13 protein-coding genes are annotated in these 16,815 nt (G+C 53.3%); 2 read left to right on the forward strand and 11 right to left on the reverse strand.

What is annotated here, in order from left to right; all coding sequences use genetic code 11:
- Positions 1–146 precede the first annotated feature (146 nt).
- The gene (locus tag ACTQ52_RS11615) at positions 147–1,739 is read right to left on the reverse strand and encodes a sulfatase-like hydrolase/transferase (protein ID WP_441227096.1); all 1,593 of its coding nucleotides are present in this window, start codon (positions 1,737–1,739) and stop codon (positions 147–149) included.
- 412 nt (positions 1,740–2,151) lie between these two features.
- Here ACTQ52_RS11615 and ACTQ52_RS11620 point away from each other — a divergent pair, with 412 nt between their 5' ends.
- Positions 2,152–2,688 (forward strand): HD domain-containing protein, encoded by a 537-nt coding sequence (locus tag ACTQ52_RS11620; RefSeq protein WP_441227095.1) that lies wholly within the window; start codon positions 2,152–2,154, stop codon positions 2,686–2,688.
- A 166-nt stretch (positions 2,689–2,854) separates the two neighbouring features.
- Entirely contained in the window at positions 2,855–3,721 is an 867-nt protein-coding gene (gene rsmA / locus ACTQ52_RS11625) for a 16S rRNA (adenine(1518)-N(6)/adenine(1519)-N(6))-dimethyltransferase RsmA (protein WP_441982693.1), read from the forward strand.
- Positions 3,722–3,753: 32 nt separating this feature from the next.
- Here the strand turns inward: rsmA and ACTQ52_RS11630 are convergent, their stop codons facing one another.
- From ACTQ52_RS11630 to ACTQ52_RS11675, 10 genes are all read right to left on the reverse strand, one after another.
- Entirely contained in the window at positions 3,754–6,195 is a 2,442-nt protein-coding gene (locus ACTQ52_RS11630) for a hypothetical protein (RefSeq protein WP_441982694.1), read from the reverse strand.
- 38 nt (positions 6,196–6,233) lie between these two features.
- Positions 6,234–6,740: a DUF4446 family protein gene (locus tag ACTQ52_RS11635; protein WP_410043698.1), complete on the reverse strand. Its 507-nt coding sequence runs from the start codon at positions 6,738–6,740 to the stop codon at positions 6,234–6,236.
- A gap of 17 nt (positions 6,741–6,757) precedes the next feature.
- Complete coding sequence (locus tag ACTQ52_RS11640; protein WP_441227092.1) at positions 6,758–7,939, reverse strand: ParB/RepB/Spo0J family partition protein; 1,182 nt, start codon at positions 7,937–7,939, stop codon at positions 6,758–6,760.
- A complete protein-coding gene (locus ACTQ52_RS11645) occupies positions 7,932–8,708 on the reverse strand; it encodes a ParA family protein (RefSeq protein WP_410043700.1) in 777 nt (258 codons plus the stop codon). The genes ACTQ52_RS11640 and ACTQ52_RS11645 overlap by 8 nt, the downstream gene beginning before the upstream one ends.
- A 325-nt stretch (positions 8,709–9,033) precedes the next feature.
- Positions 9,034–9,924 (reverse strand): DMT family transporter, encoded by an 891-nt coding sequence (locus tag ACTQ52_RS11650; protein WP_441227091.1) that lies wholly within the window; start codon positions 9,922–9,924, stop codon positions 9,034–9,036.
- A complete protein-coding gene (gene rsmG / locus ACTQ52_RS11655) occupies positions 9,921–10,667 on the reverse strand; it encodes a 16S rRNA (guanine(527)-N(7))-methyltransferase RsmG (protein WP_441982695.1) in 747 nt (248 codons plus the stop codon). Before rsmG ends, ACTQ52_RS11650 begins: the two co-directional genes overlap by 4 nt.
- Positions 10,668–10,775: 108 nt before the next feature.
- Positions 10,776–12,710, reverse strand: a complete 1,935-nt coding sequence (gene mnmG, locus ACTQ52_RS11660; RefSeq protein ID WP_441982696.1) for a tRNA uridine-5-carboxymethylaminomethyl(34) synthesis enzyme MnmG — start codon at positions 12,708–12,710, stop codon at positions 10,776–10,778.
- A 15-nt stretch (positions 12,711–12,725) separates the two neighbouring features.
- Entirely contained in the window at positions 12,726–14,099 is a 1,374-nt protein-coding gene (gene mnmE / locus ACTQ52_RS11665; RefSeq protein WP_441227089.1) for a tRNA uridine-5-carboxymethylaminomethyl(34) synthesis GTPase MnmE, read from the reverse strand.
- A 180-nt stretch (positions 14,100–14,279) separates the two neighbouring features.
- Entirely contained in the window at positions 14,280–15,458 is a 1,179-nt protein-coding gene (gene jag, locus ACTQ52_RS11670; RefSeq protein ID WP_441982697.1) for an RNA-binding cell elongation regulator Jag/EloR, read from the reverse strand.
- An 11-nt stretch (positions 15,459–15,469) separates the two neighbouring features.
- Positions 15,470–16,801, reverse strand: coding sequence for a YidC/Oxa1 family membrane protein insertase (locus ACTQ52_RS11675; RefSeq protein WP_441982698.1), 1,332 nt, complete (start codon positions 16,799–16,801; stop codon positions 15,470–15,472).
- Positions 16,802–16,815: the final 14 nt, after the last annotated feature.

The raw sequence follows: 16,815 nt of genomic DNA on the forward strand, positions 1-16,815 counted from the left end.
CTTCAGATTCTGCCTCGCGACAGACACCCTTGCCTTCGGCTATGTCCTTCCCGCTACCGGGCGGACTCCGGACTTACACCGTTTAGAAACGTGCGCCGCCAGGCGCACAATGAAAAACAGTGCAGGGCAACGGCCCTGCACTGTTTTTATTTACGGTTCTCCGCAGCCGCACGTGATTCGGCGGCTGCCTTTTCTTTTTTCTGCTTCTCTTTCAGTTCTTTTGCTTCTTTGGACTCGATGGCGGCCTGCTCGTCGATCTGCCCGAGCTGCTCCATCAGTGCCGATTTCTTCTCGAGCTCTTCCTTCTCCTTCGCGCGTCCGAACTGCTCGGAGAGCGTCGGTACATCGGAGAAGAGATTCGTGCCGAGGCCGAGGCGGTTGCCTGCGATATCGACGCCGAGAGCCGCAAGGGTCGTCGGGAAATCATCGAAGGTCGTGAAGTCGCGGCGCTCTGCACGGACGGGCTGGACGGCAGCATTGACATACGCTGTGTAGACGGTCCGTTCGTAATTCTCCGGCACATCGTCACAGAAGTCGTGGTCCATGGTCGGGTGGTCGCCGGAGATGACGATCGTCGTGTCGGCGTACCAGTCCTGCTGCTTACACCAGTCGAGGAAGCTGCTGAGCTGCTTCGATGCGCAGGCGTAGACATTCGCATACTGCTCATCGAAGGTCGTCGGGCAGAGCGGGCAGACATAGCCGTCCGGGAAGTGCGTGTCGACGGTCAGCATCGTGAGGTTGAACGGCTGCTCACTGCTGCTGAGGCGGGTGAGCTCCTCCTGTGCGTACTCGTAGAGCTTCCGGTCCTCGAAGCCCCAGTTGACCCAGTAGTTCGCCGGGAACTTGTGCTGGTTTTTCCAGTAGCTGAAGTCCTTGATGGCATAGCTTCCATGGGTCTGGAAGTAGAGCTTGCGGCCACCGAAGTAGCCGACAGAGCCGAGCATCAGCTCCTGGGTGTAGCCCTGCTTCTCGAGGATGTCACCGATCGTGAGGATGTCCGGGAAGAAGGATTTCTGCGAGTCCATCGCGTTCTGATCGATGGAAATCTTCAGCGGAAGTCCAGAGGTCTGTGCGAACATGGCGCCCATCGTCCAGGTCGCACCCGGCATGGCGTACCCACCGTTGAGGGTGGATGCCGCACCCGAAAAGTCTTCGTGATCCTCGGCGATCTTCGTGAGCTCCGGGATCGTGTTCTGCGGGAAGGCACCGCCGGAGGCCTGGTCGGCGAAGGTCACCTCTGTCGACTCCATGAAGATGTAGATGAGGTTCCGCTTCTTCTCCGGGAAGCAAAGCGTCACGTTCTTCGGGTCGACGTAGTGATCGTCGATGAAGCGGGAGGTCTCGAGCTGCGACTTGATGTAGGTGCCGATGTCGAGGTCGTCCCAGGCATCCACCACGGTGAAGCCGGTGGTGAAGAAGGCGGCGAGCAGTGCGAGCGTCACGAGCTTCCGGTAGTTCTGTTTATGCCGGCAGACGATGAAGATCGCGATGATGACGATCGCGATGATCGCGGCCGGAATCGCACATTTCAGGATATACTCGTGGACCATCGCGGTGCTGGTGCCCTGGAGCGGCGCGAAGAGGTGATACAGGACCTCATCCACGGTGAGCTCCGACCAGGTATTCATCAGCCAGCGCAGGCTGAACAGGAGAAGGGCGGAAAAAAAAGACAGAATCACCGCTGCGATGGTCGTCATATCGAGGACAGCGGTTCTGTGTCTATGGTGAAAACGCTTCATGATAAAGCCTCGGTTAAGGATTGCTGCAGATCAACACCGGAGGACGCGGATCCACGCTGACCTCGATGTTTTTCGGTCAATGTATACATGCGGCACCCGGCCTTTTGTATACTGTTCAAATCGACTTCTAGTGTAGTCATCCCGAAACTTCTTCACAATGTGCAGAAATCTCTAAGATTTTTGCTTTTTACATACTCTTTTCTAAAATTTTACTAAATATAATTGACGGCCTTTCGTGCATTCGTATATAGTTTTAATAATTACGGGCAGCTATACGCGATGCAGGCTCTGTTCTGAAACTTCTGACCGAAGCCTGCGACGTATGGACCGCACTGCAGTAACTGCAGGCGGCGCCCGTGTTCACTTATTCTGTTTTTTGTCTCGATGCCTTGCATCAGAAAGGAATATACCGATGGTTTTAAATGATGACGCAGTGCAGTTTGCGAAGCAGTACCCGACGATCACCGAGAATCGTGCGTATCGAAAACTGATGTCCGTGCCTCGTCATGGCAGCACGAACACCTACGATCACTCGGTCCGCGTCGCGAAGATGGCTGCCGCGATCGCACCGCATATCGGTGTCGATCCGGACAGTGCCGCACGTGTAGGTCTTCTGCACGATTTCTGCCTGATTGATTATCATAAGGTGGATAAGACCATCCATGACGGCCGCTGGTACTGCTTCTATCACCCGGAAGACGCGGTAGAAAATGCAGAGAAGGAAGGCTTCTATCTTTCCTATAAGGAGAAGCGTGCGATCTGGAGCCACATGTTCCCTCTCTCCACCTCGATTCCGACCTCCCGTCTCGGCTGTATCCTGACCCTCAGCGACAAGACCGTCGCTGCACAGGAGTCCCTCGCAAACGCCGCCGAAGGATGGGCAATCCTCTGCTACCTGCTGAACCGTGGCCGCCTCCGCGTCGCACGCGTCGTACGTCGCAGCCACTGATCTTCTTCTGTTCGATGTATTTTCTCGTCCCTGTTCAAACGAGGGCAAGTCAAGGTGTTGCTGTCCGCCGAGCCACGAGTGAACAGTAACATTTTCTCGATGAAGAATTTGAATCTCCCGGAGCAATCCGGGAGATTTTTTCTATAAATTATGGTACACTACGCCTATGAATAAATTAATCAACCCACAGGAAACCATCAAAATCATACAGAAGAACGATTTCCGCTTCCAGAAGCGCTTCGGTCAGAACTTCCTGATCGACGAAAACGTGCTCCAGAACATCATTCGGAGCTCGGAAATCACGAAGGACGACTGTGTCCTCGAGATCGGACCAGGCATCGGCACGATGACCCAGGCACTCGCTGAGGCGGCCGGCCATGTCGTCGCCGTCGAGATCGACGCGAACCTCATCCCGATCCTGCACGAGACCTTACAGGCGTATGACAATGTCTCCATCATCCACAACGATGTACTGAAGCTCGATCTCCACGAGGTCATCGCGACCTACAACCACGGTAATCCGGTAAAGGTCGTCGCGAATCTCCCTTACTACATCACAACCCCGATCATCATGGGCCTCTTCGAGAGCCATGCACCGATCCAGTCGATCACCGTCATGGTGCAGAAGGAGGTCGCCGATCGCATGCAGTCGGGACCAGGCACGAAGGATTACGGTGCCCTCTCCCTCGCGGTGCAGTACTACGCCGAGCCGGACATCATCCAGGAGGTGCCACCACACTGCTTCATCCCTCGCCCGAATGTCGGCTCCGCCGTCATCCGACTGAAGCGCTACGCCGAGCCGCCGGTACAGGTCGAGGACGAGCGCTGGATGTTCCAGATCATTAAGGCCGCCTTCGGACAGCGCCGGAAGACACTGCTGAACGCCCTCTCTTCCCTCGCCTCCATCCCGAAGGACGCTACCCGTGAAGCCCTCGCTTCCCTCGGTCTCTCCGAGACCATCCGTGGCGAAGCCCTCACCCTCGCACAGTTCGCCGCACTCGCAGACGCACTGTCGGACTTTCAATCAACATAACGAAAAACCGGAGGCTTTCGCCTCCGGTTTTCTTATGTTTTGTGCGGCACGATCCCGACGAATCGATTTCCATCCTGACGGAACATCGCTTCCGCGTCCTCTCTTCCGACGACATTCTGGCTTCCGCTCACCGGATCCACCAGACGGATATTGAAGGAGTCATAGCTGTAAATCAGATAGCAGCTGTCCTCGAGATACGCGATCAGCGGGTAGCCCTTATTCAGGAAGTAAAGGGCGGAGCTCAGGTCCATGCCATAAGCATTGACCATACTGTAGGTATCATAGGTGTCGATCGTGGTCAGCTTCGAGAGCTTCGTGAGCGGCTCCTCGGCGAGGGCTGTCGCGTTCCGGATCGTCACCATCGTACTCTTATCCACACGATTCCATACGAATTCCCCATCCGCGGTAAGCACATAACCGAAATCATCGTACACGAGCTCATACGCCTCTTCGAGCGTCCGGGTACGGCCCTGGAAATGACCGTGTGCGTAGGCATAGAACATCGGTATCACATTTTTATCCTCCGTGATGTTCAGGTCGATGGAGGAGGCTCGCTCGAGGGAGAGATTTTTCGGTGCCGTGCTCCGCACATGCTTCGTGCCGAGGTCCTTGATCTCGATATACCAGACCTTCTGAAGGATTTTATCCGTGTACGAGCCGACACCACTAAGTCTCGCATCGGTCTGTTCACGATTCGAGATGATGGTGTCCTCGCCGGCAGCCTCATAGTGTCCACCCTCGACCGGACGGATCTTATCGAAGTGAAGGCGGGTTCCGCTCACACGAACGTTCGTAAAGAGCAATCCATCCTTCGCGTAGCTCGTTTTATCGCTGAGATCCGGTCCGACGATATGGATTTCGCTGATCGGAATCTTATGCTTCTCGGTATAGATGCTGGCGTATGCCGGATTGATGATACCGTAGATCAGGTCATCCTGGTTGAAGCCGATCAAACGGAGATAGCCACCACCCTGGATCTCGCTGGACTGATTACTCTCGAGATTTACGAGCGTGATCTTCGCGGCGTGATAGATGTCCTCCGCATCCGGATTCTGGTAAGCGATGTACTGCTGCGTATCCGAGCTTGCGAAGCCCGACTCCTGCAGTCCTGTGGCGATCGTGACGACCTCGAGGCTGTTCGTATCGATGCCGTAGATGCTGCCGCCGTAATAGAGATACAGGAGTCCGTCACCGGACAGGTAGGCGAGCTTCTCGAGATTCCAGCGTATCTGATCATATACCTCCGGGATCGCAATGAAGAAGTTCTCCGTCACTGTATCATTCGAGCTGTCATAGCGGTAGTACAGGATACCATTATATCCCTCATGGCTTCCCCGGTTCACATAACCGTAGACGAGGAAATCCACATCGCCCTTATCCGATACCGACAGGATCTTGATGTCATGCTGATCATAGTTTGCGCGGACGCCATCATCCGTATCCGAGCGGTAGCTGAAGATATTCACCGCATGTCCGCTCTTCGAAGACTGATCGTAGCGCCAGAGCCCCTGATCCGTCTTAAATGCGATATAATGCTCATTTTCCGACTTCTGCACGGCGATATCATCCGTATTTCCGACACCGAGCGTGATCCGCTTGCCCGCGAAATCCTCGCTGTCGCCCTCGAAGATCTGATGTGTCGTCCGGTCGAAGTCCATCATGTAGACCCGCTCCGGATCATTTCGAAAGACGAAGTTATCCTCATTCAGGAAGTGCTTCTCCTCTCCGTTCTCATCCGTCATATACGACTCGTAGCTGATCTGAATCTCGCCCATCATGCCGTCAAATTCCTTGAGCGTCATATAGAATCTTCCCTTCGGCTGCATCCCGGTCTTTCCCCAGATGATCTGGTTGAAGCTCGAGTGCAGATCGACATGTCCGAGACTCGAATTATCCGCCGTATCCTTCGTTTCCAGATAGGTCGTGATATCCTTACTGTTCGTTGAATCGAAGCTGCCCGTCGTAAATCTGAACGCGACATCCTCCATCGATTTCGTGTAATCACGGTCCGTCCAGAGGATACGTGTATAGTAGTTCAGCGTATGGGCACCCGTCTCCAGCGTGATATGCAGAAGATACGCTTGATCCTTATTGATGAGATTCTGAATCGGCAGGACGAGGCTTGCGTTACCGTCGCTCCGGCTGATGTCGGAGACCGTTCCCTTTTCGATGAGATGGCTGAGGTCCAGTGTACGGATCTCGTAGCTGGCTGAAGCCACCATGTTATCGTACTCCTGCACGACGAGCTTCAGCTGACGATCCTGCGGCAGCACCGTGATCATATCGCGGGCTGCCTGCTTTCCCATATCCTGAAGATAGGCATGCATCGGATTCATGAGGTAATCGCCGCTCGAAACATAGGCCACCGGCAGGCTCGGCTCTTCCATCGTGGAGTACACCGTATTCTGCCGCTCCATCGAGTGCCAGGAACGGTAAAAATAGAGGATGAGTGCGATCAGAAATACCGCACCCATCGCCAGGCATTTTTTCAGTTTTTTTCGTGTCTGTTTTTTCACTGCTGCTTTTCTTTCTCTCTATAGCCCAGCGCCTGCTCCAGCGCGAGCTGCTCTTCTGCGCCGAGTTCCACCTCGGTGGTACCGGCATCGACATCCTTTATATATAAGAAGCAGCCCTCTCTCGAGTGCACGGAATTGATGACGAAGCCACTGTTTGTGCTGTCCAGCATCGCGATGGCGAAGGACATGTTTCCACCCATTCCGCCGAAGGCGTTATACCGGATGATGCCGAGCTTCTGAAAGGACGCACGGATATTCTTATTGAGTACACGCATGACGTCCTTATTCTTGATATCCTCCTTTTCGAGTGCCTCCACGTGCTGCTGGAGATCGACGAAATAGTCCTCCAGGGTCTCTGCATCCTTGCCACGCATGAAGTAATCATACTGACGATACAGTCTCTTGTATTTTGCATTTGCCCGGATAGCCAGGATCAGAGAGATCAGTCCGATCAGCAGCCCAGCGGCTGCGATTCCGAGCAGAAGCGTTTCTGTCACTATCATATATTTCCTCGCTCTGTTTAATCATTTCTGCTGGAGTTCAGGATCATAAAGATACGATCCAGATCATCCTGCGAATAATATTCGATTTCGAGTGTGCCACGCTCCGTATTTTTCGGAACGATGGAGACCTTCGTACCGAGCTTCGTCTTCATCTTCCGCTCGAGATCCTTATAGATGACCTTGAGCCGCCGAAGCTCCTGGGCTTCCGGAGAGGATTTTTTCTCCTTCTTCGCCTTCGAGAGCTTATCAAGCTTGACGAGGGTCTCGATCTCTCGTACAGAGAGATTTTCTTTCGTACACTTCTCTGCGATCTTCTTTCGGAGCTCCGGATCCTCGACCGCCAGCAGTGCACGGGCATGTCCCTGCGTGATCTTTCCATCCTGGAGAAGTGTGAGGATCTCCGGCTCGAGCCTCAGAAGTCGCAGACTGTTCGTGATGGTCGAACGATTCTTCGCTACACGGGCAGCGACCTCCTCCTGCGTCAGTCCATACTCCTCGATCAGAGACTGATATGCTCTCGCTTCTTCGACCGCATTCAGGTCATCACGCTGGATATTCTCGATGATGGACAGCTCACGGCTCGTCTTTTCATCGACCTCTTTGATGACCACCGGGATTTCCTTGAGACCGGCGATGCGTGCTGCTCTCCAGCGACGCTCACCAGCGACGATCTCATACAGTGCGCCCCTCTTCTTCACCACGATCGGTGATATCATCCCGTAGGTTCGGATGGACTCTGCAAGCTCGTTCAGCTTCTCCTCATCGAAATTCTTTCGCGGCTGATCCGGATCCGGCTGGATGCGACTGAGCTTCACGAGCAGCATCCCGTCCTGCTCCGTATCATGCACGGTTTCGGTGCTGTGAACCTTCTTCGTATCTTTCGTGATTGTATTCTCATGAACGGTCTTTTCGCCTGCCATCACGATCACGGTATTTTCTGTGCTGTTCTTCGCCGTCTCTTTTTTTGCGGCCGCGGTCACCCGCTTTTTTCTTCCGCTGACACTCTTCTCTGCTTCAGCAGAAGCCTCTTCGGTCGCCTGCATTGGCTCCGCGAGGCCCGCCGCTGTCTCAGACTGTTCCGCCGCCTTCTCTGCGACCGTCTTATAGCGATGCTCTGTTTTCGGGCGATCCGATTTCACCGTTGTGCTGGTTCCGAAGATGGCCCCAAGGCCCTTTCCCAGTCCATGCTCCTTAGCCATAGATATCGTCCCCCTTACTCATAAGCTCTGCTGCCAGTCTCCGGTAGCTCTCAGCCCCCGTCGACGATGATTCATACTCAGTGATCGGCACACCATGACTCGGTGCCTCCGCGAGACGTACATTTCGCGGAATCAACGTATCATAGATATTGCCCTGGAAATTCTGCTTAACTGACTCCACCACCTGCTGTGACAGCTTATTTCGTCCATCATACATCGTGAACACGATACCCTCGATGTCGAGCTCCGGATTCAGTCCCTCCTGTACGAGTCCGATGGTATTCAGCACCTGATTCAGACCCTCCAGTGCATAGTATTCACACTGAATCGGGATAATCACCGAATCCGCCGCTGTCAGTGCATTGACCGTGATCGTGCCGAGACTCGGTGGGCAGTCGATCAGGATATAGTGATAGTGCTCCTTATACGGTGTCAGCAGATTCTTCAGAATCTGATTTTTATCCTCCTGATCCGCAAACTCCACCTCGACCGCTGCCAGGTTCATATCTGCCGGTATCAGATCCAGATTCTCCGTCACCTCCACGAGAATCGCCTCATCCATCGTGCAGCTGCCGCTCATCGCATCGTAAATTGTATGCTCGACCTCATCACGCTCGACACCGAACCCGCTGGTCGCATTTCCCTGCGGATCGAAATCCACCAGAAGAACCCGCTGATTGGCCTCCGCAAGCGTCGCCGCCAGATTTACTGCCGTCGTCGTCTTTCCGACGCCACCCTTCTGATTTGTAATCGCTATAATCTTCCCCATGATACTCTCCCGTGATCGATTTAATGTGAACTGAAAATGTTTCACGTGAAACATCTCAGTCACTTATGGTCCATCTATGTTTCACGTGAAACATAGACCAGATATTTAAGAACATTTACCATTAGATGTAACATCCATCTTAAAGAAAAAACAGTGATAATGTTTCACGTGAAACATCATCACTGTCGCTATTTTACCCCATACATATATACGTGTCAAATTTTGGCACCACCACGTACCAACTTTTCTCAGCCATGCGTCTTCCGAGCTCGCAGTACTGTGCTTCTGTTGCCGCCCCTCCGAGCTCTTCATAACGAAATGATCATCAGACGATCTGTGCGATGATCACCGCCGCAAACACGATCACACACCCGATGAGCTCCTGCATCGACAGCATCTGATGAAGGATCAGGAAGCCACCGACCACGGAGAACACCGACTCCAGTGACATCAGCAGCGACGCAATCGTCGGATCCGTATTCTTCTGCGCCAGCACCTGCAGCGTATAGCCGACCGCCGATGACAGCACACCCGCATACAGAATCGACGGCATCGCACCGAGGATGCCCGCCATATCCGGCCTTTCAAACAGAAGCATACCGATCAGTCCGACGAGGGATGCAAAGAAGAACTGAATATTCGACAGCCGGATCGGATTCACCTTCTCCGAGAAGTGATCGACGGAAATGATCTGAAACGAGAACAGCAGTGCACAGAGACTCACCATCGCATCCCCCCGCTCGATCGTCATGCCGCCATGCATACTGATGAGGTAGAGACCGATCAGCGCCAGCGCCACACTCAGCCAGATCGTTTTCTTCGGTTTCTTTCCTACGAATATGCCGAGCACCGGCACGATGACGACATAACAGGCGGTGATAAATCCGGCCTTGCCTGCGGAGGTCGTCTGCATACCGATCTGCTGCGTGATACTCGCTGCCCCCAGACACAGTCCACAGACTCCCCCACCGAGCAGCGCTTCTGTCTTATAGTGCTTCTCTTCCACTGCTTCCGGCAGCGATGCGCGGTAGTTCTTCTCCGAAAATGCCGAGAGCGGCAGGAGCAGAATCGCCGCGATGAAGAAACGCGTAAACACGAAGGTCCACGGCCCGACATAATTCATGCCGACGCTCTGCGCGACGAACGCGAAGCCCCAGATGATCGCCGTCAGCAGGAGCAGTGAATTTGAAATCAATGCAATCTGATTTTTCTTCATAGCGGATCCTTCGCCGGTGTGCCGGCCTTTCGCGGGTAAGTCTTCGGTGTTTCCTTCGCCTTCCGGATCGTAATCAGTGAGCGACGGATATCCGACTCTGGAAGCATGTACTCTACCTCCTGCTCCAGCTTACCACCGAGCTTTCGGATCGCGCTCTCCGCCGTCGCCAGCTCCTCGTCGACCTTGCCCGACTTGTATGCGATGAAGTAGCCATCCTTCTTCACAAACGGCAGATCATATTCGCTCAATGTTGACATATTTGCTACAGCCCGTGAGGTCGAGAAATCGAAGCTTTCACGAAGATTCTTCTGATGCCCGAGGTCCTCGGCCCTTCCATGGATGGTCTCGACCTCCTGAAGTCCGAGCTTCGCGATCACATCCTCGAGGAAACGAAGACGCTTCTGCAGTGAATCACTCAGTGTGACCCTCAGCTCTGGAAATACGATTTTCAGCACCAGCCCTGGGAAACCCGCACCAGTTCCGACATCGATCAGTGTTTTTCCGCTCAATGTTTCACGTGAAACATTCTCGTTTTTCACGACGGCTTTTACGATCGCCATAGAATCGATGAAGTGCTTCGTCACGACCTCAGACTCCTCTGTGATGGTCGTCAGGTTCATCACCTTATTGGTTTCCACCAGCATCTCATAATATGTAAATAACTGTTCGATCTGCGTGTCTCTCAGCCGGATGCCCAGTGCTTCCGCCTGCTCCTTCAGTCGATGATAAAATGTATCGGTCATACTGCTCCCTGTATTTTCTATTGTTTTATCCGTTCTGATTGACCCTTCTTATCACCTGTTTCTTTTCAGAAAAGAGGATGGATTCGTCATTCAGCGACGGGATTTTCTTTACGTATTTGCATCCTTCTTCGGTGCGTGGTACGTCTCCAGATAGATCAGCAGCACTGAAATATCTGCCGGGTTGACACCACTGATACGGCTGGCCATACCGATGTTTTCCGGCCGGATGCGCTCGAGCTTCTGTCTCGCCTCGATGCGGAGATTTCCGACCTCCTCATAGCGTATGTCCTTCGGGATGCGTTTATTCTCCATGCGACGGAATCCCTCGACCTGCTGCTCCTGCCGCCGGATGTATCCCTCATACTTGATCTCGATGCCGACCTCTTCCCGTACGCCATACGGAAGCTCCGGTCGCTTCGGATCCAGCGGTTTCAGACTCTCATAGTCGAGCTCCGGTCGCTTGATAAGCTCTGCGAGGGAGACACCGGAACTGAGTGGCGTCGATCCATGTGCCTCCATGAAGTGATTCGCCTCATCGCTGTTTCCGATGAAGGTCTTCCGAAGGCGCTCCTCCTCGACATCGATCATTCTGCGCTTCTCGAGCGTCTTCTCGTACTCTGCATCGGATACGAGTCCGATCGCATGGCCGATTTTTCGAAGACGAAGATCGGCATTGTCCTGTCGTAAGAGCAGACGATACTCTGCACGACTCGTCATCATACGATACGGCTCTGTACTCTCCTTCGTGACGAGATCATCGATCAGTACGCCGATATAGGCTTCTGAACGATCGAGTACGACCGGATCACGATGAAGGATACGCATGGCAGCATTGACACCGGCCATGAAGCCCTGCACAGCTGCCTCCTCATAGCCGGAGGAACCGTTAAACTGACCGCCGGCGAAGAGACCGTCGATGTTCATGAATTCGAGGTTCGAGCGAAGCTGGGTCGCATCTATACAGTCATACTCGATAGCGTAGGCATTTCGGACGATGTGTACATGCTCGAATCCCTTCATGGAGTGGTACATCTTATACTGTACGTCCTCCGGCATCGAGCTCGACATACCGCTCAGGTACATCTCGTTCGTATACAGTCCCTCCGGCTCGATGAAAATCTGATGCCGGTTCTTATCCGGGAACTTCATGACCTTATCCTCGATGGAAGGACAGTAGCGCGGTCCCACACCCTGGATCGATCCGTTATACATCGGGGAACGCTCGATATTCTCACGGATGATTTCGTGCGTCTTTTCGTTTGTATACACGAGCCAGCAGTCGACCTGCGGTCGCTGTACCTCGGAAAACGCCGTCGAGTAGGAGAACGGAATCACCGGTACATCGCCCTTCTGCACCTCAAACTGGGAGAAGTCCAGTGTACGCTTGTCGACACGCGCCGGCGTTCCCGTCTTGAAACGAAGCATCCGTACCCCGTTTGCCTTCAGGGAATCCGTCAGCTTCGTCGCTGCCTTGAAGCCATTCGGACCGGTATGCTCGATGAGATCACCAGTCAGACAGCGGGAGTTAAGATAGGTTCCGGTACAGAGGATGACGGCCTTCGCATGGTAGGTGGCACCGGATGTCGTCCGGATGCCCGTCACCTTCTTATGGGCAGCTGTATACTCACTGTTCGCGTCGCACACATCCTCCGTGATCAGTTCCGCGACCTCCGCCTGCCGGATCAGAAGATGCGGCTGATTCTCGAGGCGTTTCCGCATCTCATCGGCATAGGCTTTTTTATCTGCCTGCGCACGCAGACTGTGCACCGCTGGTCCCTTCGACTTATTCAGCATCTTCGACTGCAGGAAAGTCTGATCGATGACCTTTCCCATCTCACCGCCGAGCGCATCCAGCTCACGGACGAGATGTCCCTTCGAGCTGCCACCGATATGCGGATTACATGGCATGAAAGCGATGCTGTCGACACTCACCGTAAATACCACGGTCTCCAGTCCGAGACGTGCCGTTGCGAGTCCTGCCTCACATCCGGCATGGCCCGCCCCGACGACGATCACATCATATCTCTCTTCTACTACTGACATTTCCGTCTCCTATCTCTACTTTCCCATACAGAACTTCGAAAAGATTTCATTGACCAGATCCTCGGATACCTGTTCTCCGAGGATGTAGCCGAGCTCCTCATAGGCCCGCATCAGATCGATCGTATAGAAATCCTCCGGCATATCCATCGCGATGGAGTGAAGCACCTCCTCGAGCGCCTTCGCAGCTTCACTGAGGCAGTACTTATGACGCTCATTTGTGATGATCACCTGATCGTTGAAACGAAGCTCCTCATGGAAAAACATCGCCCGGATCTTCTCTTCCAGGAGGTCCATACCGGTCTCCTGCTTCGCACTGATGGAGAGCACCGGACGGCCCGTCTTTTTCTCGAGTTCCTCCTCGCTGATCACTGCCTGAAGATCTGATTTATTCATCAGTACGATGCACTTCCGATCGCCGAGCTCCCCGATGATCTGTTCATCCGACGCATCCAGTGGTACCGACGCATCCACGACATAGATCAGAAGATCTGCATCCGACGCAGCCTTCAGCGCACGCTCCACACCGATTTTTTCGACAGTATCCTCGGTCGCACGGATGCCGGCCGTATCCACGATGGTGAGACTGACCCCCTTCAGATTGATATGCTCCTCGAGCGTATCGCGTGTCGTGCCTGCGATATCGGTGACGATCGCACGATCTGCACCGACGAGTGCATTGAGCAGAGAGGATTTACCGGCATTCGGCTTCCCCAGGATGACGGTACGGATGCCCTCCCGGAGTCGACGTCCATCATCCGCACTGGCGATCAGCCGTCGTATACCGGACAGTATAGTCTCAACATGTGTTTTAAGTTCGTCTGTAAACCCATCGAGTGAGATATGCTCTGGATCATCGAGCCCCGCCTCGATGAAGGCATCATCCTCGAGAATCTGCGCACGATAGCCCTTGATTTCTCTGGAAACCGAGCCGCGCAGCTGCCGAACCGACGCCTTCAGTGCATTTTCATTTTCGGATGTGATGATATCACCGACGGCCTCTGCCTCTGAAAGATCGATCCGACCATTCAGAAATGCACGCTTTGTGAACTCGCCCGGCTCTGCCAGGCGTGCACCTGCGTGCACCACTGCCTCGAGGATTTTCCGCATCATGAGCACACCGCCATGACAGTCGATTTCCACCGTGTCTTCCCCTGTATACGAACGCGGTGCCCGCATCGTCAGGATCAGAACCTCATCGAGCGGCTCCTCAGCATCATAGATGAACGCATATCTGATACGATGCGTTTCCGAGATATCCACAGCGTGACCGCTCTTCGAGCGGACGAGTGTCGACACGATCGAAACCGCATCTGGCCCGCTGACACGTATGATTCCTATACCGGATTCGACGGCAGCCGTCGCCAGTGCACATATTGTATCCTCTCTCATCTCGTCTCCCTTCAAAAAAGCGGACAGTTATCCACCATAATCATCCTAAAACTCCACTTATTCTAATAGCTAATCCGCTTATTTGCAATACGTTTAAATGCATACAAAAATCCCGTATGCGCTTTGCATACGGGACCCTGTTATCCACATTTCTATCGAAGGATACGCCGATTCGGTGGATTATGCATTTTCTGTTGTCTCTTCAGCTACGGCTACTGCTTCTGTAACTGGCATCTCCACAACCGGAGCTTCTACCGCTTCCGGTGCCTTCTCCTGCCGCTTCTCATCCTGTGGATACGGCTTCCGATCCTTCTTCTTCATGAAGATGATCACATGACGGAACGGTTCCTCACCCTCGGAACGAGTGGTCACATAGCGATCATTCTGCAGTGCGCTGTGGATGATCCGACGCTCATATGGATTCATCGGCTCGAGTGCCACCGGCTTTCTGGAGCGGCGAACCTTATAGGCGATGTTTCTTGCAAGATTACGAAGGGTTGCTTCTCTTCTGGAACGATAATCCTCGGTATCGAGCTTTACGCGGATGTAATCCTCCTTGTGCTCCTTATTGATGACGAGGGAGGTCAGGTACTGCAGCGAATCGAGTGTCTGTCCACGCTTACCGATCAGGATACCCATGTCCGGGCCTTCCATATTGAGGAGAAGCTCATTATTGGCATGATCGAAGGATGCGCTGATGTTGACGTCCATGTTCATCCCCTTCATAAGCGTCGTGATGAACTCTTCGGCCTGCTTCTGTGCTGCCGCTGCTTCCTCTGGGGAAACCGGCTTGATCTCGTGTACCTTATGCTCCGGCTCCGGGGTATTCAGGATGGACATGTCCTTTACCTCGTAGCCGCCGCGCGGATAACGCTTACCGGAAACACGGTCATTACGACGCTCACCACGATTTCCCCGATCATTACGCTCATTGCGATCACGTCTCGGACGACGCTCACTGCGCTCACGACGCTCCGTGCGCTCTGTATCCGCTCTGTTCTCGGACTTCGGGCTCTCATCCTTCGGATCTGCTACATCCTCCGCCTTCTTCTCTGCAGGCGCTGCGACCGGCTTTTCCGTAAGCGGCTTCTTCGGAGCGGCTGGCGCGGTCTTCTTTTCCGCTGCCTTACCGCTCGTGATATTATGAATCTCCTTCTCGAGACGCTCGAGCTCGGACTTCTGAGAAGCCGCCTTTACGGAAGCCTCGATAATCCATGGCTTCGCACCGATACCGAAAAGACCCGACTTACCCTCGACAAGCACAGTGTAATCCAGGCGATCAGATGTGATCCCAAGCTGAATCAGGGCCTTGGTGATGGCTTCATCCTTGGTTTTGGCTGAAACTCTGATTTTATCCATGATAAACCTCTTTACTTCTTGTTCTTTTCGTTCTTCTCATCATACATCTGAACCATATTGGCCTTCGATGCCAGAGATCCCGGTGCTGCATTACGGTTGTAATACTCTGTGGACTCCTTTGTCTTCGCACTCTGCTTTGCGATGACGGCCATGCGGTTTTTCTCGGCCGTATTTGCCATCGCCTTTGCCTTCTCGATGCGCTTCTCTACGGTCTTCTCGTCGATTGGCGGCAGACCCTTCTTCGCACGCTTCTTATTGGTCTTTTCCATCGAAGCCTGCAGAAGCTCCTGATCCGAGAACTTACCGAAGTACTTGTTCATCATGATCTGCTGAATGATCATAAAGAAGGAAGAAGCACACCAGTACAGACCGATACCAGATGCGAAGGTGAAGCAGAACCATACCGACATAAGCGGCATCATCATATTCATGCTCTTCATCATCTGCGCGGACTGATCATTGCCCTCTGCCATACCTGCATTCTGTGCAGTCATGAGCTTCGCACTCAGGTACTGCAGAAGACCGGCGAGGATCGGGATGATCCAGTAAACGTTCGGTACGAAGCCCATCGCACTCGGTGCAGTGGAGAGGTTGATACCTAGGAAGTTATTGATATGTGCGGACTGCTCTGCAGCGGTCTGAATCGCATTGACCGCATTTGTGTCGGTGAACACACCCTGAAGTGCGGTCCACTGACTCGGGTTCAGCTTGTACAGGAAATCGATGATGAAATTCCCGATCTGATCTGCCGTGTAGGAAACATTCTCACCGACACCGAGATTATGAAGCTGTGCCAGGATGTTCTTCATACCGTTATCGGTTGCGAAATCCACGAGCTTCTGAGCTGCGGATGAACCACCGATGGCATTCATGACGTTCTCGTAGATGGAGTATACATGCGGAACGTAGGCAGGGATGTTCATGATGATACGATACAGCGCGAAGATGATCGGCATCTGAAGAAGGAGCGGCAGACATCCACCGGTCATGGATGTACCATACTTCTCATAGAGGGCCTTCATCTCCTCCTGCTGCGCCATCATGGACGCATTGTCCGTTTTATTCTTATACTTATCCTGGATCGCCTTCATCTCCGGCTGCATGATCTGCATCATACGGGAAGACTTCTGCTGGTTAAGGCTGGTCGGGAAAAGAATAATTCTCATGACGAGGGTAAAGATAATGATCGCGAGACCGATATTACCGATACCGATTTTCTCTAGCGAAAGATAGATCACATTCATGATCACGCCGAGTACATTTACGATGATATTCCAGATCGGTCCCAGAATAGGAATCGTTGACGTATTTTTTGTAAGTACAACTAAGGATAAAAAGTCCAAGATTTACCTCCGGA

The sequence above is a fragment of the Oribacterium sp. Sow4_G1_1 genome, from assembly GCF_052116105.1.
Taxonomy (GTDB): Bacteria; Bacillota; Clostridia; order Lachnospirales; family Lachnospiraceae; genus Oribacterium.

Bases quoted from the DNA above. Each gene is read 5' to 3' on its own strand.
- rsmA (WP_441982693.1), top strand. From the start codon at position 2,855: ATGAATAAATTAATCAACCCACAGGAAACCATCAAAATCATACAGAAG.
- ACTQ52_RS11620 (WP_441227095.1), top strand. From the start codon at position 2,152: ATGGTTTTAAATGATGACGCAGTGCAGTTTGCGAAGCAGTACCCGACG.
- ACTQ52_RS11635 (WP_410043698.1), bottom strand. From the start codon at position 6,740: ATGATAGTGACAGAAACGCTTCTGCTCGGAATCGCAGCCGCTGGGCTG.
- ACTQ52_RS11645 (WP_410043700.1), bottom strand. From the start codon at position 8,708: ATGGGGAAGATTATAGCGATTACAAATCAGAAGGGTGGCGTCGGAAAG.
- ACTQ52_RS11615 (WP_441227096.1), bottom strand. From the start codon at position 1,739: ATGAAGCGTTTTCACCATAGACACAGAACCGCTGTCCTCGATATGACG.
- ACTQ52_RS11640 (WP_441227092.1), bottom strand. From the start codon at position 7,939: ATGGCTAAGGAGCATGGACTGGGAAAGGGCCTTGGGGCCATCTTCGGA.
- rsmG (WP_441982695.1), bottom strand. From the start codon at position 10,667: ATGACCGATACATTTTATCATCGACTGAAGGAGCAGGCGGAAGCACTG.
- mnmG (WP_441982696.1), bottom strand. From the start codon at position 12,710: ATGTCAGTAGTAGAAGAGAGATATGATGTGATCGTCGTCGGGGCGGGC.
- jag (WP_441982697.1), bottom strand. From the start codon at position 15,458: ATGGATAAAATCAGAGTTTCAGCCAAAACCAAGGATGAAGCCATCACC.
- ACTQ52_RS11630 (WP_441982694.1), bottom strand. From the start codon at position 6,195: ATGGGTGCGGTATTTCTGATCGCACTCATCCTCTATTTTTACCGTTCC.
- ACTQ52_RS11650 (WP_441227091.1), bottom strand. From the start codon at position 9,924: ATGAAGAAAAATCAGATTGCATTGATTTCAAATTCACTGCTCCTGCTG.
- mnmE (WP_441227089.1), bottom strand. From the start codon at position 14,099: ATGAGAGAGGATACAATATGTGCACTGGCGACGGCTGCCGTCGAATCC.